Consider the following 21,975-nt stretch of genomic DNA (forward strand, 5'->3'; position numbering starts at 1 on the left):
CCCGGTGCCTTGGCGCCGGGCTTCTTGAACCCGGACTTCACGGCGAGACCCTTGGGCTTGACCGTCGGCAACGACTCCGATGCCTCACTGGCCGTCTCGGCGGGAGCGTCGGTCGGTTCCGGCTTCTCGGCCGGAGCAGCTGCGGCAGATCCCGGTGCCTTCGCGCCCGGAGGACGACCCTTGAGCTGCAGCCCCTTGCCGCCCGGTGCCTTCGCCTTGCCGGCCATGCCGAGGCCCTTCGGCTTGGACGCGTCGGCTGCGTCGTCACCGTCGGCGTTGGGCGACTCGGCGGGCTCGGCCGGAGCCTTCGCGCCGGGTGCCTTGGCGCCCGGAGCCTTGGCCAGGCCCTTCATCTTCAGACCCTTGCCGGGCGCGGGGGCAGCGGGATCGCCACCCGCAGCAGCCGTCTCGATCTCCTCGACGCGACCCTTCTCCTCCTCGGCGGCGACGTCCTCGGTGGCGACGGACTCGGCCTTGGGGGTGTCGACGGGCTCCTCGGCAGGGACGACCACGGGCTTGGCCCGCGGCACCACCTTGATGTTCTCGCCGAGTTGTGCGGAGTCCAGGCGCGTGATCGAGCTGAGCAGCATCTGCGAGACGTCGATGACCTCGACGTTGTCGTTGCCACCGGCCTCCTGGCGTGCGGTGACACCGTCGTTGAGCATGACCCGGCAGAAGGGGCAGCCGGTCGCGATCTTCTGCGTCGCGGTGGTGCTGCCACCCAGGGTGTCGAGCGCTTCGTCGACGCGGTCGATGTTGATCCGCTTGCCGATCTTCTCTTCCATCCACATGCGGGCACCACCGGCGCCGCAGCACATGGAGCGCTCGCCGTGACGCGGCATCTCCTTGAGTGTGGAGCCCGACGCCGCCATCAGCTCGCGGGGTGCGTCGTACACCTTGTTGTGGCGTCCCAGGAAGCACGGGTCGTGGTACGTGACGTCCTCTTGCACCGACGCCACCGGCACCAGCTTCTTGGCCCGCACGAGGCGGTTGAGCAGCTGGGTGTGGTGCACGACCTCGTACTTGCCGCCCACCTGCGGGTACTCGTTGCCGAGTGCGTTGAAGCAGTGCGCGCACGTGACGACGATCTTGCGACGGCTCTCGTCGACACCCTCGAACACGGAGTTCAGGGTCTCGATGTTCTGCATCGCGAGCTGCTGGAACAGGAACTCGTTGCCCGCGCGGCGAGCGGAGTCGCCGGTGCAGGTCTCCTCGGCGCCGAGCACCATGAACTTCACGCCGGCGGTGGCGAGCAGTTCCGCGACGGCCTTGGTGGTCTTCTTCGCGCGGTCCTCGTAGGCGCCGGCGCAGCCGACCCAGAAGAGGTACTCGAAGTCCTCGAAGCTGTCGGCGTCCTGGCCGAAGACCGGCACGTCGAAGTCGAGCTCCGAGATCCAGTTGGTGCGGTCCTTGGCGTTCTGGCCCCAGGGGTTGCCCTTGTTCTCCAGGTTCTTGAACAGGCCGGCCAGCTCGGAGGGGAACTCCGACTCGATGAGCACCTGGTAGCGACGCATGTCGAGAATGTGGTCGACGTGCTCGATGTCGACGGGGCACTGCTCGACGCAGGCGCCGCAGTTGGTGCAGCTCCACAGCACCTCGGGATCGATGATTCCGCCGAGACCGCCGTCGAGAGTGGTCTCGCCGACCAGCGGGCGCTCGGCCTCGTCACGGGCGGCCTGCGGGATCTTCGCGAGCTTGGCCTCGTCCGGCTTGCCGTCCGCGTCGACCAGGCCGACCTCGTCGCCCGCCATGTCCTTGCGGCCGCCGGCGAGCAGGTACGGCGCCTTGGCGTTGCCGTGGTCGCGGAGCGAGGTGATGAGCAGCTTGGGTGAGAGCGGCTTCCCCGTGTTCCACGCCGGGCACTGCGACTGGCAGCGGCCGCACTCGGTGCACGTGGTGAAGTCGAGCCAGCCCTTCCAGGTGAAGTCCTCGATCTTGCCGGCACCGAACGCGTCGACGTCGGGGTCGGCCTCCTCCATCTCGAGGACCTTGCCGCCGGACATCATCGGCTTGGCCGCGCCGAGCGCGACTCCGCCGTCGTCCTCACGCTTGAAGTAGATGTTGAAGAACGCGCTGAACCGGTGCCATGCGACACCCCACGTGATGTTGCGGCCGACGATCAGCAGCCAGACCATGCCGGACATGAGCTTGACGAAGGCGAAGATCGAGACCAGCACCGCGCTCGCGGGGAGCAGCTTGGCCAGGTTCATGGTGAAGAAGTCGGTCCACGGGTTGGCGTGTCCGTAGGTGGCGATCTTGCCGGCCTTCACGAAGATCATGCCGAGGCCCTCGAGCAGCACCACGAACTCGACGAAGTAGGCGGCACGGAAGTTGGAGCCGGAGAAGCGGGAGAGGCGCTCGGGGGAGCGAGGGTGGTTCCGCTGCCGGATGATCATCAGCGTCACGATGCCGATGACGGTGCCCAGGCCCAGGATCTCGTCCATGAGGTGGTAGATCGCGAGGTCACCGATGAGTGGCCAGTGGAACTCGGGATTGAACGTCTGCCCGTAGGCCTCGAACCACAGGATGGCGCCGAGCATGAAGCCGACCATCACCAACCAGTGCGCCCAGCCGACGGAGCGGAACTTGTTCATCCGGGTGTGCGCAGCGAACTCGATGCACATCTGCTTGAACCGCGGAACGAACGGTCGCAGACGTGTCCTGTCCGGCTGTCCCAGCGCGATGGATCGCACCATCATCGCGGCACCGCGGAAGAAGTAGGCCCAACACACGATGCTGAGCAGGGCACCGACGGTGCCGAGGGTGATCGTCAGGGCATTCATGACGCTGCCTTTCTTCGGCGACGGCCATTCCGTCGCCCTACGCTTCCGGCCGGCCACAGGGGGCGGTCCGACGGTCAGCCCGGATGCATCTGTCCCACTCGAAGTTACCAGCCGGTAACCACAAGGGTTCTACCGATCGGTAACTTAGCATTTCGGTCGACATCACCGCAGGTCGGACGGAGGGCTGGTCCGTCCCGCACACGCGATGAGCCCTACCGTATTACGGCACAGCGACAGGCCTCCCGCACAGGTATTCCTAACTTGCCTCGTGGGTAACTTCGGGCCGCCGAGGAAGTCGCCCCTCATCGCGACCATTTTGTTACCCTTCACGAGCCACCTCGTCCGTGAATGAGGTCACATCGTGGCTGTTCACACGGACAATTCCCGGATCGAGCACTGGAAACGGACCTGATATTCGGTTGTGTCCCTGTCAACCGCTACAGTGCTCGTGTCGGGGTCCGACACCACGAACCTGAACGAACGGAACATCTAGATGACACTGCGTCGACTCGTCGCAACCTCTGCGATCGCGATCGCCTCCCTGGGCGTGGCCACCGGTACTGCGTACGCGCAGCCGGCCACCACCACCCCCTCCGCGACGACCACCGAGAGTGCTCCCGCGGAGAACTCCGAGCTGAACTGGGCATCGCGCGTCGAGGCTGGTGGCGTCGTCACCACCGTCGACGCCGGCATGTTCCGTGCGTCCGACGACGGCAAGACCGTCGACCTGGTGGACGAGGAGGGCAACACGATCCTGAGCCTTCCGCTGTCGTTCAACCTCAACGGCGTCGAGTTCCCCTACGGTGTCGAGTACACCGACGAGGGCCGCACCGTGAAGCTCATCCCGAACCTCGCAGCACCGATGGGCCTCGCCCCGAACGCGCTCGAGAACACGGTGGCATCGCCCGCCGAGAACACCGCTGCCGAGCAGTCCTTCGCCTCGCAGCTCGGTCTCGCCACCTCCATCGGCGGACTGACCGGCACCATCACCGGTGCAGGTATTGGTTGCATCATCGGCGGGGCTCCGATCGCGCTCGCGATCCCGGTTGCTCTCGCGACTTGCCTGGGTGGGGCAGTAGTGGGTGCCGGACTGGGTGGTGTCATCGGCACGATCACTGCGGGTGGACCGACCCTGGTCGTCGCCGGTATCGATCTGCTCAACACGTACAACGCGGCTCCGGGAACCTCGAAGTTCGCTCAGTAAGACTCGGAACACGACGAAGGCCGCCACCCATCGGGTGGCGGCCTTCTCGTTTCAGGCGGAGTGGATCAGAGCCAGGGAACGGCGGCGGCGAGGAATACGCCACCCGCGATCACACCGACGGCTCCGGTGAGCAGTCCGATGACGGTGTCTGCGCGATCGGCATCGGGAACGCGGGTGGCCAGGACGCCGGCGACGAGCGCGGCGATGCCCAGCAGAACACCGAAGCCGAAGCTCCAGAACGCCACCACCGACAGCGCGCCCAACAGCACGGAAGCGTCGGCGAGTCGGGGATCGCGGGCAACGGAACTCAGGGCCGCCCGAGCAGACGACATCTTTGCCGCCGTGTAGATCGCGGCGGGGGACTGAGTCTCGCGGGGGAGTGACGAATCGGCGATGTCGGTCACAGCGATACCTCCTTCGGGGAACGGCCGAAGGTCATCGGGTATCGAACGCAGCGCAGCACAGCGGTACACCTCCTCGTGGGATGAACGGAACGGTCGACACTCGGACGTCACCGACGCTGGTGACGGAGTGGACTGCGCGTGTCCCACGATACCACTGTGACCAGAGTGCGTTACGCGACGGAACCCGAAAAGTGATGCGCCCGTGTCATATTGGTTCCCTCCAGAAATGGCGACAGCCCGCCGTCCGAAGACGACGGGCTGCGATCACTGCGCAGTCGGTCAGCTCAGAACGCCGGCATTCGAGACGATCTGCACGATGTAACCGATCACCGTGAAAGCAAGTTCGAAGAAATCCATGTCGGGCCTTTCATGAATGAAACGCACCCACTCGAGGCGCGGAGGCGCCTCGCCTCGACACGTGACATTACCGCACCAAGGAGACCGAACGTTGTGCTATCTCACGATGTGCGGACGGTCGTTCCGGTGGCCGCGGTGACGGCGTCGACAGGGATGCCCAGGCTGGCGGTTCCGCCGTACTGAGCCAAGGCCAGGTTCGCCTCGCCGCAGCTCGGAGCAGCGCCGCTGTTGGATCCGCTGGTGATGCCCAGTGCGAGTGTCCCTGTGACGATGGCGCCGCCGCTGTCACCCGCGAGAGTGCAGGCGGTACTGGCGAATCCACGCACCGTGCGGCTGTCGCCGTCACCCAGGAAGAGCTGCGTCTCGACGCGGTCCGCAGCGACGAGACCACATGTGAAGGACGACGCCTGACCGGACTTGCACACCGGGGCGCCGATGACGGGCGAGGCCGTTCCGGTGATCGTGAGGGCGGTGCCGTTGGCTCCCCGCACGGTGGGCTGGTCGAGCCCGGCGGCCACGCCGGCGTCGTTCAGCGCGATGACGGAGTAGTCGAGTCCGTCGCTGCCGCCGACATTCGACGTGGTGAAGTCGCCGACGGGAGTACTGGCGCGGATGTCGTCACGATTGGGCAGGTACACCGAGGCGGAGTTGCCCGGATCACAGTGTCCCGCAGACAGACTGACCGGCGTGCCGGCCCCGTCGGTGGCGCTGAACCCGAACGAGCAGATCTCGATGCCCTCGAGCGGCGCGGTGGTGATGTCGCCGGCGGACGTCACGTAGTCGTCGCCGCCCATCACGGCAGGCGGAGGCGTCGGACCGGGAGCGGGTGGGGACAGCTGCACCTGGAGGTTGGCGATGGCGGTCGGCAGATTCAGTGCGCGCCCGATCGGACTGTTGGCGATGTCGACGATCACCCGTCCGCCGAGCACGTCGACAGCCGCTGAATTGATCTGTGACGAGACCTCGCGGGGCAGACCCGACACCCAGCGACCGAAGTCGTCGAGGGACTGCTCGAGCGTGTCCGCCGACACGGGCGACTGGCGGCTGCGGTAGCCGTCCTGCGCCACCTGGCTCGCGGCCTCCGAGGTGGTGACCGCGACGACGGGAACGCCGTCGTCGCCGATCCAGGCACCCGCGAAGTCCGCCGGGCGCTGCTGACGGAAGTCGTCGGCGTAGGTACGAAGCTTCTGCGCCTCGGCAGCGCGGTCGAGGTACTCCTGCGGCGACATGTGCAGATCGCGCTGCACGGCGTCGACCAACTCGGACGGGAGGCGATCCGCGGACAGCTGCTCGGGAGCCGCCGACGCGGGTGCTGCGCCGGCAGTGGCGGTGCCGAGGCTCAGCATCAGCAGCGACGCGCCCACCACCCCCATCACCCGTGCGCTGCGAGATGCGCCGCTCGACTCGGAGTGACTCTGGCCCGTGGCCGCTGTGGCCGCCGAGTTACGCAAGAAGTTCCCTTCGCAGTGGTGACAGTCCGTGGCCCGTCGGGTCCGCACATGGTTCGCAGAGGTACCGATGCCAGCGCACGAGCATAGGGCATCATCCTGAGCGTTTCCGGCGCCCGACGAGCGTCAGGGACGGTTCACAGAACCGGGAGAGGTACGCGAGACGGACCGGGCCGGGGCAGTGGTCTCCGAGGCCGAGGTTTCCGGTGTCGTGGTGGCGATTGTCGTGGACGGTGCCGTCGTGGTGGTGGTGGTGGTGGTGTCTGGAGGGGGTGGGGACCCGACTCCACCGAATATCCCACCATCAGGAAACAGATCGAGCGGCTCCACGATGTCGGTGAGGCCGCTGGGTTCCGGCAGCGAGGGCGGCATCGTCTCCGTGACAGGGTCGAGCGTGTCGATCTCCGGAGCCGGGGCCTCCTGCACCGGAGCCGGTGCCTGCTCCTGGACGGGCAGCGGCGCGGCGGACGTCGTGGTGCTGTCCAACGACGACGTCACGACGGGAGCGGCGGGCGTGATGGCCTGCTGCGAGTTCAGGGGCGCGACCGAGCTGGAGTCGAGGTCGTGGGTGCCCACGGCGCCGCCGACGGCGAGGAACGCGAGAGCCACCGCGGCGACCGAGACCGCCGCGCGCGTGGGTGTTCTCCTATGTGGTCGAGTGTGAGCGGTCTTACCGGTGGCCGAGTCGGACACCATCGCCGCGAATGCCTTGTTCGAGGCCGCCGAGGTGAGCGGCGACGACCGACGTGAGGCTGCGGCGCGAACGGCCGCCGCCGGGTTCTCCGACGTCGCAGGAGTCAGCGAGCAGTCCTGCAGACCGACGTAATCGAGGGCGTCCCGCAACGCGGCTACCGAGTCGGCGGACAGTCCTGCTGGGTGGAGCAGCGTGCATCGAGCGTCGGCGGGCAGAGAGTAGAGCTCCGACAGCGTGCCCGTCAGAGCGTGGACGAATCCGGCGACGAGATCCTCGGCGCGCACCACGCGACCGTCGGCCAGGCCGAGTCCGCGAGGGTCGCCCACCGCGACGAGAAAACCGCGAACGCCCTGGTCGGAGTCATCGAGGCGCACGCGTCCATCGGGGTCCAGGCCCACCGCCGTCGGGCACTCGAACAGCTCGGTACCACCGTCGATGTCGACCGACACGGCCGTCTCGGCATCGGTCACCGCCATGACGAGGTGGATCGTCTTGTCGACCCGGGGTCCGTCGAACCCCTGGCTGCGCGCGCTCATTCGGACTCGACCCCCTCGGCGAGTTGCAGACACGGTGCCACGTCGACCGCGAGCACCCGTCCGATCACCGTACCGGTCGTCACGGTGAGGGGGTACCCGATGGGCTCCGCCCCCCGTGCGCGCTTCGCGCATCCCGCGGTACGCACAACACGCACGGGAAGCACTCAGCCGCCGGTCGGCGGGTCGTCCGCGGTCTCGTCCGAGTCTTCGATCGGTGCATCGGGCGACGGTGACGGCGACGGACTGGTGGGCGAGGGCTCCACGACGACGGGCGGGTCGCTCGGCACGGGTTCGGGTGCCGGCTCGGGTGCCGGAGCCGGGGCGGGAGCAGGAGCGGGCGCGGGCGCGGGTGCGGGCACGGGGTCCGGTGCGCGCGGGGGCACCGTCGTGGAGATCCGAGCAGGTGCACGTGTGGCCTCGACGGGCGCGGGTGCGCCGGGGACGACGGTCGGGAAGCCGATGCTGGTGGACGGAGCGGGACGAGTCGTCGTCGACCGCGCGGTGACACCGGCGGCGTCCTCGACGGCCGGAACCGCGGTGCTGACCGTCCGATCGGACGCGAGGTAGGCGATGCCGCCGCCGACGATCAGCAGGGTCGCCACCGCGGCCGCCACGAGGAGGGCGAGGGGCCCGCGCGGTGTCGACCTCGATGCACCGCTGTCGGTGGCTGTCGAGGCGGCAGCGGTCGCGAGCAGCGGTGCCCCTGTCGTCGGCGCGAGCCCGGCGGCGGCACGCGCGGCAGCCGCGGCGGCCGCCAGCCGTTCCTCCGACGCGCCGAGGGTGGCGTGGGGATCGGCCGACTCGGGATGCAGCGTCAGCGCGGTGAGTCCGACGAAGTCGAGCGCCTCCCGCAGCGCGGCGATGCGCTCGGGTGACCAGTCGGCGGGATGGGCAGCTCCGGCCGTGAGGACGCGGACGTCCTCGCCGGCGTCGACGGTCTCACTGAGCAGCAGGAACATCATGGTCGCGACGAGGTCCTCGGCGCGCATGGGTACGCCGCGGGACGAGACCACGCCGGACGGGTCACCGACGCGAGCCATGAAGCGATCGACGACGTCGATGTCCGCCGTCAGCGCGTCGGGTCGGTGCAGTGTCGTCGTGCCGTCGGGCAGGAGGTAGAGGACCGTCTCGGCCGTCACCGGCACGCGGACCAGTTCACCCGAGGTCGTCGACACCACGACGGCCGTCGACGTCAGATCGGTGATGTGGATCCCGGTGGCTCGGGTGATCGGTGCGGCGTCGTGCCCGGTGTTCATGCGTGTACCCGTCGTTCCTTGTCCTGTGCGTAGCCGGCCGCGCGGAGCATCGACAGCATCTGCGAGCGCGACTGCGCTCCCAGACGTCGACGGATCCGTGCGACGTGGTGCTCGACCGTCTTGGCCGAGATGTACATCTGGGCGCCGATCTCGCGGTACGTCAGGCCCAGTACGAGATGATGCGCCACCTCCGCCTCGCGCTCGGTCAGCGCCCCCAGCGACGCGGAACCGGGCTCGGTGGGCTCGGCCGTCGCCGCGACGGCACCGATGTCGCGGGCGATCTGCAGCAGGGCGGTGGCGTCGCGGGTGTCGGCGACACGCAGGGCGGCGTCACTGGCGAGCCGCGCCGCGTCCCAGGCGTGCCCGAACTTCTCCAGGGTGCGAGCGGACGTCTCGACCTCGGCGACGTCGGGCTCGCCCTGCAGGACGCGGAGCCATGCCTTGCCGGCGGAGGCGAGTGCTGCGGCGTGGGGACTGCGGTCGGCGAACGAGCCGAGCGCACGAGCGTGGGGGAGCAGGTCGGCCGGGGCGCCGCCGAGGATGGCGGCCTGCACGCCGTACCAGTGCCACGTGGCCGCCCAGGTCGGTGGTTCGCCGAGCGAGGCGACCAGTGCGGTGGCCGCGGAGACGGAGTGCGCGATGCGTGCCGTGTCCCCGAGGCGCACTGCGGCGAGCCACAGTTCACCGAGCGGGATGAGGGAGAAGAGATCGGGTTCGGCCTCCGCGACGGTGCGCCGGGCCTCCTGCCACGCGGACATGAGGGCGCCGGTATCTCCGCGTCGGCGGGCGGTGGCGACGCGAAGTGCGAAGTAGGACAGGGCGTCCCGTTGGGGGAGCGTGGCCGGGTCGACGCCCGAGGTGGGATCGACACCCGTGTCGCCGGCCACGAGTGCCGACCAGGCGAGCAGCAGACGGCACCGCGTGGACACCGCGCATCCCGGATCCGCGGCAATGGTCTCGGTCAGCACCGCTCGGGCGGTGGCGGGGTCGCCGGTGTGCAGAGCGATCAGTGCCGCGATCACCGCGGGATGTTCCGGCTCGGCCCGGGCGCCCACCGCGGTGTCGGCCATCGAAGCGGCGCGCAGCAGCGAACCCGTTGCCACAGTGGCGGGTTCGGTCAGTGAGTCGAGGAGCCCGCGGGCCACCAGCGTCGAGCGGGCGTTCGCCGACGTGGGCGGGACGGGGCGGAGGCCGCCGTGCGCGCGGACGAACGTCGCGGCGCAGTCGGCGTCCCCCACGGCGAGAAGCGTCGTCACCGCGTACGCCGCATCCGGTCCGATGCGGTCCGGCCCGAGCCACCGGTAGAGGTCGGCGGCGTGCGACGCGGTGCCGCGCATCAGTGCGACCGTGGACGCGACGCGAACGGCTCCGCGTACTCCGTCGGGTGACGGCGCCTCGGCGGACAGCACCGCGTCCACTGTGAGCGCCGCGGTGTCGAGATCGCCGCTCGCGAGCAGGGCGTCGGCGTAGGGCACGGAGATGTCGGTGCCCTGTGCGCCCGCCGCGGCGGCCGCGTCCCACAGTCGTCGTGCGGCGAGACGGTCTGCGGCGGAGGCCAATTCGACCAGGTGCTGTGCGAGATCCGGATCGCGCAGACCCGCATCCGCGAGCGAGACCGCGAGATCACCACCGAGACCGCCACTGTCGAGGTGCACCCGTGCCAGGCGACGCAGCACGCCGAGCATTCCGTGCTCGCCCATCACCACGCGCAGGGCACCGCGCGCGGAGTCCGACAGCAGGCCCTCGTCGGACAGGACCCCGCAGCCCCGGGCGCGCTCCACGGCGGCGGCGGCATCGGGCATCGGGACGTTGGCGACATCGGCGACGAGATACGGATCCGGGGCCACACCGACCGACGCGAGCGTCACCACCACGAGGGCGGTGTGATCGTGCGCGGACAGCAGAGCGTCGAGGGCCGATCGCTCGTCGGGCGAAGTCACAGTCCGAGGGGACTCGTCAGCGTTCCGACTGCACCGCCCAGACCGGCGCCGACACCGCCCAAGGTGTCACCCACGCCTCCGACGACACCGCCGAGGCCGTCCGTGACTCCGCCGATGACGTTCGGCGGTGTGTACTGCGGCAGCGAGGGTGCGGTGTATGCCGGAGCCTGGGGCACCTGCGGTACCTGGACCGTCGGGACGCTCGGAGCGGTGAACTGGGGCGCCGGTGCGTTCGGCACAGCAGCGTTCGGCGCGGTGGCGCCCGGTACCGCGGCCGATCCGGTCGAGCCGGGCGCGGTCGCGCCGGGCGCCGCAGCCCCCGGTGCTGCTGCGGCGCCGCTGGTCGGCGCTCCGGCGGCTCCGGTGGTGCGCGGCTGTCCCGTCACGGGGTCGACGCCGGCGGCGGCGGTGGTCGGGGTCGCGCTCACGGAACCGTCCGCGGCGGCCGGGGCCACCGCGCTGCTGGTGGAGGGGCCGGTGTTCTCCGATGATCCGCCGACGAGGCCGGTGCCGACGGAGAGGCCACCCGCGGCCAGCAGGATCACGGCAGCGGCGACGCCACCGATGACGGCGGTGCGCTTACCGCGCGACGGGGCGTCCTTGGCGTGTGCCGAGCGCGACACCGGTGCGGGGGTGGAGGTTCGGGCCGAGGCGGGACGCTCGGTGACCGGAGGGAGCAGGTCGGTCTCGTCGTCGTCGACGGTGGAACCGGCGGCGACGGCAGCGAGTGCCGCTGCGCCCGGGCGGTTCAGTTCTGCTCCGGCAGAAGCGATGTCGGCGGCGAGCAGTGCGGCTCCGGTCGCGGCGGTGGCCGCGGGCTGTTCGCCGACGGTCACCGGCTTGCGCAGCGCGGAGGACACGGTCTCGGTGAGCATAGGGATCGACGCGCCGCCGCCGACCAGCAGCACACGGTCCACCGCGTCGCCGTCGACACCCGCGGTGCGCAGCGCCTCGCCGAGTACCCGGGTGACGTCGTCGAACGTCTCGCGCAGTAGTTCCTCGATCTCCGACCGCACCAGTCGCACGTCGGTGTCGATGCCGGGCAGGTGCACCGGCACGACCGTCTCGGTGTCGGAGGACAGTGCTTCCTTGGCCGTCGCGCAGTGCGTGCGCAGGGTCGTGAGGGCTTCGACCGTCGCGGGATCGAAGGGATCGAGCGACGAGGAGTCGACGTTGTCGAGCACGTGCGCCAACACGACCTGGTCGATGTGAGCGCCGCTGACGTCCTCGCTGCGCGCACCGCGTCCGAGGATCGCCGAATCGGCACCTGTGCGCACGACCGACACGGTCAGGGCGCTCGCACCCAGGTCCGCGACCAGCACGACGCCGTCCGCCACCGCGTCCGGCGACTGCTGCATCCATGCCGTCGCGGCGAGAGCGTCGGGAACGAAGGTGACGTCGGTGAGGCCGTGGCGGGCAGCCGCGTTGCGGAGCCGGTCCACCGTGTACTCGGGCCACGACGTCGGGTAGGTCACCACGATTGCGGCATCGTCGTCGGCGCCGGCCGTGCGTGCCTCGCGGACGAGGCAGTCCAGCGTCGTCGCGTAGAGCTCGTCGCCGGTGTAGCTGCGTCCGTCCTCGGTGACCAGCGCGACCGGATCGCCGACGCGGCCGGCGAAGCCGGTCAGGGCCGTGGTGTCGACGGTGCCCGGCGCGGCCAGGGCGGGTTCACGGTCGGGCGTGACCGACAGTGCGGTGGATCGAACGACGGTGACGGCGTCACCGAGGTGTCCCGGACCGTCCACGGCGACCGCCGTCGAGGTGCTCGAGCCGACGTCCAGTCCCAGACCTGATGACCGTCCCTGATCCGTTGCCATGGCGCCGACTCCGTTTCCGTGCTCGTCGATATTCGTGCTCGTCAAGGCTGTGTCGGACCTGCTGTCGGGCACGTCGCCGTGACGCCGTAGCTGTCCACCGGCACTGTCGTCCCGATGGTCCGTTTCGTTACAGGTCACAAGAGTAGAGCGGTCCTATCCCCTATGCCCCCTAGTCACCCCGATCTGCCCCGGGGCGACCCCCGGGGTGCAGGAAGGGGGCTGCGCCCCGTTGGGACACCTCACTAGTCGACCTAGTTTTGATCTCAACGTGCCGAGACAGTCGGCCCGACCACCTCGACGCCTGCACACACACCGTCTGCCGACACCGGTTCACACACACCCAGGAGATCCCGATGGCCACGAACGCCGTACTCGACTTCATCCTCAGCCTTCTTCGCGACGACAAGGCCGCCGCCGCCTACTGCGCGAACCCCCAGGCCTCGCTGGACGCTGCCGGCCTGCCCGACGTGTGCCACGCCGACATCGTGGCCGTGGCGCCCATGGTCGCCGAGTCCGGACTGTTCGCCGGCGGATCGCGCCTCGCCTCGATCGTGAACGCGGGCAGCTCCTCCACCGTCGTGAACTCGACCGTCGTGAATGCGGGCAGCGTGAACAACAGCACCGTCTTCGGCGGCAACAACGTCGCTGTCGGCGGCCCCACGTTCGGCAGCAACGCGGTGAACTTCGGAAACAACAACAACAACGGAAATTTCAGCAACAACAACTTCGGGGGCTTCGACCTGGGCGGCTTCACCTTCAGCCCGACCCTCATCGGTGGCGGCCTGGCGATCGGCAGCATCGGCAACATCGGCAACCTGAACCTCGGTGACCTGGATCTGAGCGGCCTGAACCTGGCCTCGCTCGACCTCAGCGGCCTGAACCTGGCCTCGCTGGACCTCGGCGGGATCGGCGACATCGACCTGCTCGGCGGACTCGACCTCAGCCTCATCGACCTGGGCGACCTCGACATCGCGGGCCAGTTCACCACGGTCCTCGCCCTCGTCCTGGCCAACGGACTCTCCCTCGGTGGCGACCTCGCCGCCGAGTTCGGTGCCGCACTGGGCGCGGCGTTCGACGCCTTCCTCGCCCTCGGCGGCGTCCTCGACCTCGACACGCTGGTCGACCTCAGCGCCACCCTGGCCGGTGCGCTCACCGCAGCGCTCGGCCTCGGCGTGGGTGCCGGAGCCCAGCTCACGGCCGCCCTCGACGCCGTGCTCGGCACCGTCGCCGGTCTCGACCTCGACGCCGTCGTCGGTCTGTCCGGCGTTCTCTCCAACGCACTCTCGGTAGGCGGTGTGCTCGGCGCGAATGTCGGCGCCGCACTCGGTGGCGTGCTCGGCGCAGCGGTCACCGCCGGTGGCTCGCTCGGCGCCGATCTGGCCGCCGCCCTCACCGCCGGACTCGATGTCGCCGGATCGCTCGGTGTCGTCGTCGGTGGCGCGCTCGGTGTGACCACCGACATCACCGCTGCTCTCTCGGGTGCACTCGCCGCTGCCGTCGACGTCGCCGGTGATCTCGGCGCGACGCTGACCACCATCCTCGACGCGAACGTCGTCGCCGCGCTGGCAGGCACGCTGACCACCGAGCTCTCCGCGGCTCTCGGCGCAGCCCTCGCTGCCGGCGGAGACGTCGCCGGTGAGTTCGGCGCCTCCCTCGGCGCGCTCCTCGGAGCCGTCACCGGCCTGTCCGGCGCACTCGACCTCGACGCTCTTCTCGGCGTCGGCGGCACCCTCGGCGCGACCCTCGCCGGTGTGCTCGGCCTCGGCGGCGGTATCGGTGCGCAGCTCGGCGCCGCGCTCGACGGTGTCCTGGAGTTGGCCGGTGGCCTGGACCTCGCGGCCGCCCTGGCCGGCGGAGCCGACATCGCGGCCACGCTCGGCGCCACTCTCTCCACTGCCCTCAGCGGCGTGCTGGTCGCCGGCGGTACCGTCGCCGGCACGCTCGGCGCGGCCTTCGGTGCCGCCCTCGGCGGCGTCCTGGGGGCCGACCTCGGTGCTCAGCTGGTCGGACTGCTGGCCGGTGAGCTGGACCTCGGTGCGGCACTGGCCACCATCCTCGACGGCGCTCTCGGCCTCGGCGGCCTCCTGGACATCGGCGCTCTCGCCGACCTCGGTGCCCTGCTCGACGTCGACGGCGCACTCGGCCTCGGTGCCGGTGTCCTGGCCACGCTCGGCGGTTCCCTCGAGGCTCTCCTCGGCGCGGGCGGCCTGCTCGGTGGCGATCTGACCGCACTGCTCGGTGCCGATCTCGGTGCTCAGCTCGCTGCCGCGCTGGCCGGCGCTCTCGCCGTCGGCGGCGACCTGGGCGGCGACCTCGGACTCGCCCTCGGCGGCGTGCTCGCCGGACTCGTGGACGTCGCGGGCGGTCTCGACGTCGACGCGGTGGCCGGACTCGGTGCCACCCTCGCCGCAGCCCTCACCGGCGCACTCGGTGTCGGCGCAGGACTTACCGGTGGACTCGCAGCGGGCCTCACCGCTCAGCTCGGTGCCGCTCTCGACGGTGTCCTCGGCCTGGCCGGCGATCTCGACCTGCTCGGCGGACTCGGCGTGCTGGGCGACCTGAACGTGCTGAACGACCTCAGCGTCCTCGGCGACCTGGACCTCGCGGCCACCCTCGGTACCGCACTCTCCGGCGCTCTCGCCGCCGGCGGCGCGGTGGCAGCCAACCTCGGTGCCACGCTCGGCGCGGCCCTCGGCGGTGTCCTGTCCGGCGACCTCGGCGCCGAGCTCGTCGGCCTGCTCGCCGGTGGTCTGGACCTCGGTGCCGGCCTCACCACCCTGCTGGGCGGTGTCCTCGATCCGTCCGGTGCCCTCGGCCTCGGCGGCGACCTCGTCGCCACGCTCGGCACCTCGCTCGCAGCCGTGCTCGGTGCGGGCGGTCTGCTCGACGCCGATCTCGCGGGCCTGCTGACCGGCGGCCTCGCCGCGCAGCTCTCCGCCGCACTCGCGACGGCTCTCGCGGCCGGCGGCGACGTGGCGGCGAACGTGGGCCTGGCCCTGGGCGACGTGCTCGGCACGGTCACCGCGGGTCTGGACCTGGACGGCGTCCTCGGCGCCGACCTCGCGGCGGCGCTCACCGCGGCCCTCGGCCTCGACGGCGACCTGACCGGTGGACTCACCGCGCAGCTCGCCGGCGCGCTCGACGCCGCACTCGGTGTGGTCGGAGGCGCCGACATCACGGCTGCGCTCTCGGGCGCACTCGCCGCCGGTGGCGACGTCGCCGCAGGACTGGGCGCGACACTCGGCACCACCCTCGCTGCCGTGCTCGGCGCCGACCTCGGCGCCCAGCTCACCGGGCTGCTGGCAGGCGGCGCCGATCTCGGTACCGCACTGACCGCCGTCCTGGGCGGCGCTCTCGACCTCGACGGGGTCTTCGGCATCGGTGCCGACGCGGCCGCCGGCCTGGTCGGCACGCTCGGCACCACGCTCGCCGCCGCACTGAACGTCGGCGGCCTGACCGACGTCGACCTCACCGCACTGCTCGGCGGCGACCTCACCGCCGTTCTGGGTGCCGCACTCTCCGGCGCCCTGGGCGCCGGCGGCGCACTGGGTGGCGACCTCGGCCTGGCACTGGGCGGGCTCGTCGGTGCTGCCACCGACCTGACGGCCGGCGCCGATCTCGGACTGGTCCTCGCCGGTGCACTCGGTGTCACCGGCGATGCCGCCGCCACGCTCTCGGGCGCACTCGACGCGATGCTGGGAGCTGCGGGCGGTCTCGACCTCACCGCGATCCTCGGTGCCGACGCGGACGTCGCCGCCACCGTCGGAGCCGCGCTCAGCGCAGCACTGTCGGCCGGTGGCCCGCTGGCCGCGAACGTGGGCGCCGCCCTCGGCGGCGTGCTCGGGACCGCCCTGTCGGGCGACCTCGGCGCACAGCTCGCAGGTCTGCTGGGCGGCGGCGTCGATCTGGACGCCGCACTCGGCACGGTCCTCGGCGGCGCACTCGGACTCGGCGGGCTGGTCGATCTCGACGGGCTCGCGAATCTGGACGGGCTCGGAGCCGTCGGCGGTCTGCTCGACGCCGACCTGCTGGGCGGCCTGACCGGCGCACTGGACACCGACATCGTCGGTGCGCTCGCCGGTTCGCTCGGCGCTGCCCTCGGCGCCGGCGGGCTGCTCACCGGTGACCTGCAGGCACTGCTCGGCGGCGATGTGGCGGCGCAGCTGTCCACCGCCCTCGGCGTGGCTCTCGGCCTCGGCGGCGACGCTGCCGGTGAACTCGGACTCGCCCTCGGCGGCGTCCTCGCCGGCGTCACCGACCTGGACGCGGGTGCCGATCTGGGTGCCGCCGTCACCGCCGCTCTCGGCATCACCGGTGAGGGTGCGGCCACCCTGGCCGGCGCCCTGAACACGGCGCTCGGACTCGGCGGGGCGCTCGATCTCGACGGCCTGGTCGGCGGAGATCTGGCCGCCACGGTCGGCGCTGCACTCGGCGGTGCTCTGGCCGCCGGCGGCGACGTCGCCGCCACGGTCGGCGCCACCCTCGGTGCCGCTCTCGGGGGCTCCCTGACCGCCGATCTGCAGGCCCAGCTCGGTGCACTGCTGGCCGGTGGGCTGGACCTCGACGCCGCGCTCGGCACGGTGCTCGGTGCGGCTCCGGATCTCGATCTGGACGCCGACCTCGCCGGCCTGCTCGGCGGCGCTGTCTCGACCGGCCTCGGCCTGGTCGCGGGAGTCGGCCTGCCCGACACGGACCTGCCGGACCTCACGGGCAGCCTGGCCGCGGCACTGGGACTGGGCGGCGCAGCCGCAGCAGGACTGGGAACCGCACTGGGCACGGTGCTCGGCGGCACGGTGCTCGCCGATCTGGATGCGAACGGACTGCTCGAGGGTGACCTCGGCGGCATCGTCTCCGCCGCACTCGGCGACGCACTGAACGTCGGCGGTGTCCTCGACCTGGAGACCGACCCGGTCGGCCAGTTCGGCACCGCGCTCAACGGGGCGCTCGGCCTCGTCGGCGGCGTGGACACCGGCGCCCTGGGCGACCTGCCCGCGACGCTGACCGCAGCTTTCGGCGTCGGCGGCACGGCGGGTGCGGAGCTCGGCGGAGCCTTCGGCGCTCTGCTCGACATCGCCGGCGGCGGCGATCCGGTGGCGTCCCTGGGAACGGCACTCGGAGCCACGGGTGACCTCACCACGATGCTCGACGCCGCACTCGACACGGCGGTCTCCGCCGGCGGCGCGCTCGACGCCGAGGGTCTGCCGATCAGCGGACTGCTCGACGCGAACACCGGCCTCGACGGCAGCCTCAGCGCACTGACCACCCTGACCGGTGGCCTCGGCGCCGTGGGTGCGGTCGCCGGCGGACTGGACGGCACCCTCACCGGTGTCGGCGGCGCGGTCACCGATCCCGACGCGGTCACCGGTGCGGTGGCGAGCCTGGGCGGCGGCCTCGCCAGCGGCCTCGGGCTGGGCCTGAACAGCGTCACGCAGGGCGGGCTCGAGCTGGGCTCGGAGCTGCAGGGCGGCCTGACCGGCGCTGCGACCGGCGCGGGCGGCGTCTTCGGCGGCTTCGAGATCTCGCCCGACGGCGAGGTCACCGGCGGACTGGACAACACGTCCGAGTTCACCGGCGCACTCGACGGCGGCATCGACGCCACCGCCGACGCGGTGGGCCAGTTCCAGAACTCCACCGACGCCGTGCTCGGCGGCGTCACCGGAGCGACCGACGGACTGGGCCTGAGCGCGGTCACCGACGTCACCGGCGACGCGCTCGGCGCAGTGACCACGGACGGCGGACTCGGCGGCGACATCGCCGGCGAGGCCACCTCCTGGCAGGACGTCGACGCCGAGGGTGCCTTCGACGGCCCCGCGGCGGCGGTCGACGGAGTCGGCGACGGCCTCACCGACACCGTCTCCGGGCTCGGCGGCGGACTCACCGGTGGCCTGACCGACGGCCTGTCGAACACCCTCGGCGGTGGACTGAGCTCCGCGGACGACGGCCTCGACACCGGCGCTGTGGCCGATGACAACGCGGCCGACGCGGGAGACGCCAACTGATCACCCGCGCTCTGTAACACCGACGACCCCGTACGCGCTTATGCGTACGGGGTCGTCGGCGCTTACCGTGAGGGTCACACCGCCGCAGATGGTGAATGCTCACAGACGCGCTCGACCCGTTGCCACCGCAGACAGATCGGGACCACATGCAGAACGACGCACCACCCGCCGTGCAGACCGGCGCCGGGAAGACCCCCGCGCCGACGCAGGCGACGCAACTGGCCGAGCTCCTGTCCCGGATGGGCGAGGTGGCGTCCGGTGCCGGTCGCCGCGACCTTCTCGACCGGTTGACGGCGGCGCGTGAGCGGGTGCTCGATCCGCGCCTGCGCATCGTCGTGGTCGGACCGCTCAAGCAGGGCAAGAGCCAGTTCGTGAACTCGCTGCTGGGCCTCGACGTGTGTTCGGTGGGCGACGACGAGACCACCGCGGTGCCCACGATGGTCGCGTACGCGGAGACCGAGCGGGCGGAGCTGGTGGTCGGCGAGATCGGCGCCGACCCGGTGCGCATCGACATCCCCATGGCGGACATCCATGCCGTCACACCGACCGACCCGCGCGCGGAGGGTCGCGAGATCCTGCGCCTCGAGATCTCCGTGCCCAGCCCGCTGCTGAAGGACGGGCTCGTCGTCATCGACACCCCCGGCGTCGGCGGCCACGGCAACCCGCACGCCAACAGCACCCTGGGTCTGGTCACGTCGGCGGATGCCGTTCTGGTGCTGTCCGATTCGAGTCAGGAGTTCACCGAGCCCGAGGTGGCCTTCCTGCGCCAGGTGGTGACTCTGTGCCCGGCGGTCGCGTGCCTGGTGACCAAGACCGACCTGTACCCGCACTGGCGGCGCATCGTCGACGCCGATCGCGGGCACCTCGCGCGGCAGGGCATCGACGTCCCGCTGATGCCGATCTCGTCGATGCTCCGCTCGCACGCGCTGCGGCTGAAGGACGATTCGCTCGACAAGGAGGCCGGCTTCCCGGCTCTCTACGACTTCCTCCGCGGTGTGGTGCAGCGTGCCGACGCCACCACTCGCAAGGCCGTCGCTCTCGACGTCCGCTCGGTGTCCGAGCACCTCGCCCTCGCCCTGGGCAGTGAACTCGCGGCGCTTCGCGATCCGGAGACCGCCGCCGCGGCGGTGGCCGGTCTGCAACAGGCGCGGGCCAACGCCGAGGACATGCAGAAGCGCAGCAGTCGGTGGCAGCAGACACTCAACGACGGCATCACCGATCTGGCCGCCGACATCGACCACGACCTGCGAGACCGGCTGCGCGTCATCACCCGTGAGGCGGAGGAGGCGGTCGACGGGGGGGACCCGGGCAAGGACTGGCCGCGCATCGGTGAGTGGCTCGAGGACCAGATCGCCTCCGCCGTGGGGGACAACTTCGTCTGGGCACACGAGCGGTCCCTGTGGCTCGCCGAGACGGTCGCTCGGCACTTCGCCGAGACGGCCGATGCGCACATCCCGGCGATGAACATCGCGAACGTCGACGGCGTCATGGACCCGGTGACCTCACTGGGGGACCTCGAGTCCGGCCGGATGGGCATCACCTCGAAGGTGCTCGTGGGCATGCGCGGCTCCTACGGCGGCGTGCTCATGTTCGGACTCATCACGACGATGATGGGACTGGCGCTGCTCAATCCGATCTCGCTCGGCGCCGGAGTCCTGTTGGGCAGCAAGGCCTACAAGGACGACAAGGAGGCGCGGGTGCTCAAGCGGCGGGCCGACGCGAAGGTCGCCATCCGCAAGTTCACCGACGACGTCAGCTTCCAGGTGGGCAAGGAGTCCAAGGACCGCCTGCGGCTCGTCCAGCGCCAGCTCCGTGACCACTTCACCGATATGGCCGATCAGACGGTGCGCTCGGTGAGCGACTCGCTGCGGGCCGCGCAGGAGGCGGCGACCGGCGCCTCGTCCGAGCGTGCCGCGCGCACAGCCGAACTGGAGCAGTCACTGAAGAAGATCTCTGCACTGCGCAGCATCGCGCAGAAGCTCGACCCGGAGGCCGTCGAGGCCGCCGAGGCAGACAAGGTCGTCGAGGCGGCTCGTGCGGACCGCACGCAGATCGGTACCGGCTCGTGAGTGTCACGCTCGACCGTGCGCGGGAACTCGTCGCGGCGGCGCAGGCGGAGTACGTGCGGGAGCCGGTCGTCCGGGATGCGTTGCGCGTCTGCGCGGACCGGCTCGACGAGCCGCTGCGCGTCGCGCTCGCCGGATCACTCAAGGCCGGCAAGTCGACGCTCCTCAACGCGCTCGTCGGACAGGACATCGCCCCCACCGACGCGACCGAGTGCACCCGCGTCGTCACGTGGTACCGCCGCGGGACGTCTCCCTCGGTGACGGCCCGGTACGACGGGGACCGCTCGATGAGCATCCCGGTGCTGCGACGGGGTGGTCGACTGTCGTTCGACTTCGGCGATCTCACCGCCGACCGCGTGGACCGCCTCGACGTCGAGTGGCCGGCGCGAACCCTGGCCCGCAACACCATCATCGACACCCCCGGCACGTCGTCGCTGTCCCTGGACGTGTCCGAGCGGACGTTGTCGATGTTGACGCCCGAGGACTCCGCGTCCGGCGCCGACGCCGTGGTCTATCTCCTGCGCACCCTGAGCGCGTCCGACACGTCGTTCCTCACCCGCATCAACGACGCGGTCGGTGGCGACTCCGGCCCCCTCGGCGTGGTCGGCGTCGTCTCGCGTGCCGACGAGGTGGGCGCCGGTCGCATGGACGCGATGATGTCGGCCAAGGAAGTGGCGTCCCGCTTCGCGGTGGAGCTCGAGAAGACCGGTCTGTGCCAGGCCGTCGTGCCCGTCGCCGGCCTGCTCGCCCTCGGGGCACGGACGTTGCGGCAGAGCGAGTTCGGCGCGCTCGTCGCGTTGGCCGACGCTCCGCCCGACGACCTCCAACTGGCGATGCTGTCGGCCGACCGCTTCTCCCGCCCGGACATGCCACTCCCCGTCGATGCGGAGACGCGCGCCGGACTCGTCGACCGTTTCGGGCTCTTCGGCATCCGGATGGCCGTCACGCTCATCCGCATGGGCACGCGCGATTCGCCCTCGCTCGCAAGGGAACTCGTCGAGCGCAGTGGACTCGAGGAGCTACGGCACATCATCGACGTGCAGTTCGGTGAGCGAGCCGACCAGCTCAAGGCGCACTCGGCCCTCGTCGCTCTCGATCGCGTGCTGCGCGCCTCCCCGGCCGCGGGATCGCGCGCCATCATCGACGAGGTGGGAGCCACCCTCGCCGACGTCCACGGGTTCAAGGAACTGCGTCTGCTCGGTCAGCTACGGGCACGCGAGGTGCGGCTGCCCGAGCCGGAGAAGGCGGAGCTCGCTCGACTGGTGGGTGCGCAGGGCACCGAGACGACGACGCGGTTGGGGCTCGATCCCGACGACTCGGTGGAACTGCAGCGCAAGACGGCCTTCGACGCGGTCCGCAGTTGGCGCTCCCGCGCGTCCCATCCGCTGCTCGACCGGTTCACGGCGCGGGCGTGCGACATCGCCGCGCGCAGCGCCGAAGGCATCCTCGCGGAGCTCGACCGGCGCTGAGA

11 protein-coding genes are annotated in these 21,975 nt (G+C 71.0%); 4 read left to right on the forward strand and 7 right to left on the reverse strand.

Features of this window, described 5'->3' with window-relative positions:
- On the reverse strand, positions 1-2,783 hold a 2,783-nt coding region (locus tag QRN16_RS19830), incomplete at its 3' end, for a (Fe-S)-binding protein (protein ID WP_285189337.1).
- A 493-nt stretch (positions 2,784-3,276) separates the two neighbouring features.
- On the opposite strand from QRN16_RS19830, the gene QRN16_RS19835 reads away from it, so the two are divergent.
- Positions 3,277-3,987: a DUF8020 domain-containing protein gene (locus tag QRN16_RS19835; protein ID WP_285189338.1), complete on the forward strand. Its 711-nt coding sequence runs from the start codon at positions 3,277-3,279 to the stop codon at positions 3,985-3,987.
- 65 nt (positions 3,988-4,052) lie between these two features.
- On the opposite strand, the gene QRN16_RS19840 is transcribed toward QRN16_RS19835, so the two are convergent.
- From QRN16_RS19840 to QRN16_RS19865, 6 genes are all read right to left on the reverse strand, one after another.
- Complete coding sequence (locus QRN16_RS19840; protein ID WP_285189341.1) at positions 4,053-4,391, reverse strand: hypothetical protein; 339 nt, start codon at positions 4,389-4,391, stop codon at positions 4,053-4,055.
- Between the two features lie 458 nt (positions 4,392-4,849).
- Positions 4,850-6,121 carry a S1 family peptidase gene (locus QRN16_RS19845; protein ID WP_502944027.1) on the reverse strand — a complete coding sequence of 424 codons (1,272 nt, stop codon included), beginning with the start codon at positions 6,119-6,121 and terminating at the stop codon, positions 4,850-4,852.
- Between the two features lie 201 nt (positions 6,122-6,322).
- On the reverse strand, positions 6,323-7,426 hold the full coding sequence (locus tag QRN16_RS19850) for a hypothetical protein (RefSeq protein WP_285189343.1): 1,104 nt from the start codon (positions 7,424-7,426) through the stop codon (positions 6,323-6,325).
- Between the two features lie 164 nt (positions 7,427-7,590).
- The gene (locus QRN16_RS19855) at positions 7,591-8,682 is read right to left on the reverse strand and encodes a hypothetical protein (RefSeq protein ID WP_285189345.1); all 1,092 of its coding nucleotides are present in this window, start codon (positions 8,680-8,682) and stop codon (positions 7,591-7,593) included.
- Positions 8,679-10,622, reverse strand: a complete 1,944-nt coding sequence (locus tag QRN16_RS19860; RefSeq protein ID WP_285189347.1) for a LuxR C-terminal-related transcriptional regulator — start codon at positions 10,620-10,622, stop codon at positions 8,679-8,681. Before QRN16_RS19860 ends, QRN16_RS19855 begins: the two co-directional genes overlap by 4 nt.
- Positions 10,619-12,439 (reverse strand): Hsp70 family protein, encoded by a 1,821-nt coding sequence (locus QRN16_RS19865; protein WP_285189349.1) that lies wholly within the window; start codon positions 12,437-12,439, stop codon positions 10,619-10,621. Before QRN16_RS19865 ends, QRN16_RS19860 begins: the two co-directional genes overlap by 4 nt.
- A 353-nt stretch (positions 12,440-12,792) precedes the next feature.
- Here QRN16_RS19865 and QRN16_RS19870 point away from each other — a divergent pair, with 353 nt between their 5' ends.
- From QRN16_RS19870 to QRN16_RS19880, 3 genes are all read left to right on the forward strand, one after another.
- Positions 12,793-18,438, forward strand: a complete 5,646-nt coding sequence (locus QRN16_RS19870) for an IniB N-terminal domain-containing protein (RefSeq protein WP_285189350.1) — start codon at positions 12,793-12,795, stop codon at positions 18,436-18,438.
- A gap of 146 nt (positions 18,439-18,584) precedes the next feature.
- Positions 18,585-20,507 (forward strand): dynamin family protein, encoded by a 1,923-nt coding sequence (locus QRN16_RS19875; protein ID WP_502944026.1) that lies wholly within the window; start codon positions 18,585-18,587, stop codon positions 20,505-20,507.
- A complete protein-coding gene (locus tag QRN16_RS19880) occupies positions 20,504-21,973 on the forward strand; it encodes a dynamin family protein (protein WP_285189352.1) in 1,470 nt (489 codons plus the stop codon). The genes QRN16_RS19875 and QRN16_RS19880 overlap by 4 nt, the downstream gene beginning before the upstream one ends.
- Positions 21,974-21,975 lie beyond the last annotated feature (2 nt).

Source organism: Rhodococcus sp. MEB041, from assembly GCF_030208955.1.
Classification (GTDB): domain Bacteria; phylum Actinomycetota; class Actinomycetes; order Mycobacteriales; family Mycobacteriaceae; genus Rhodococcoides.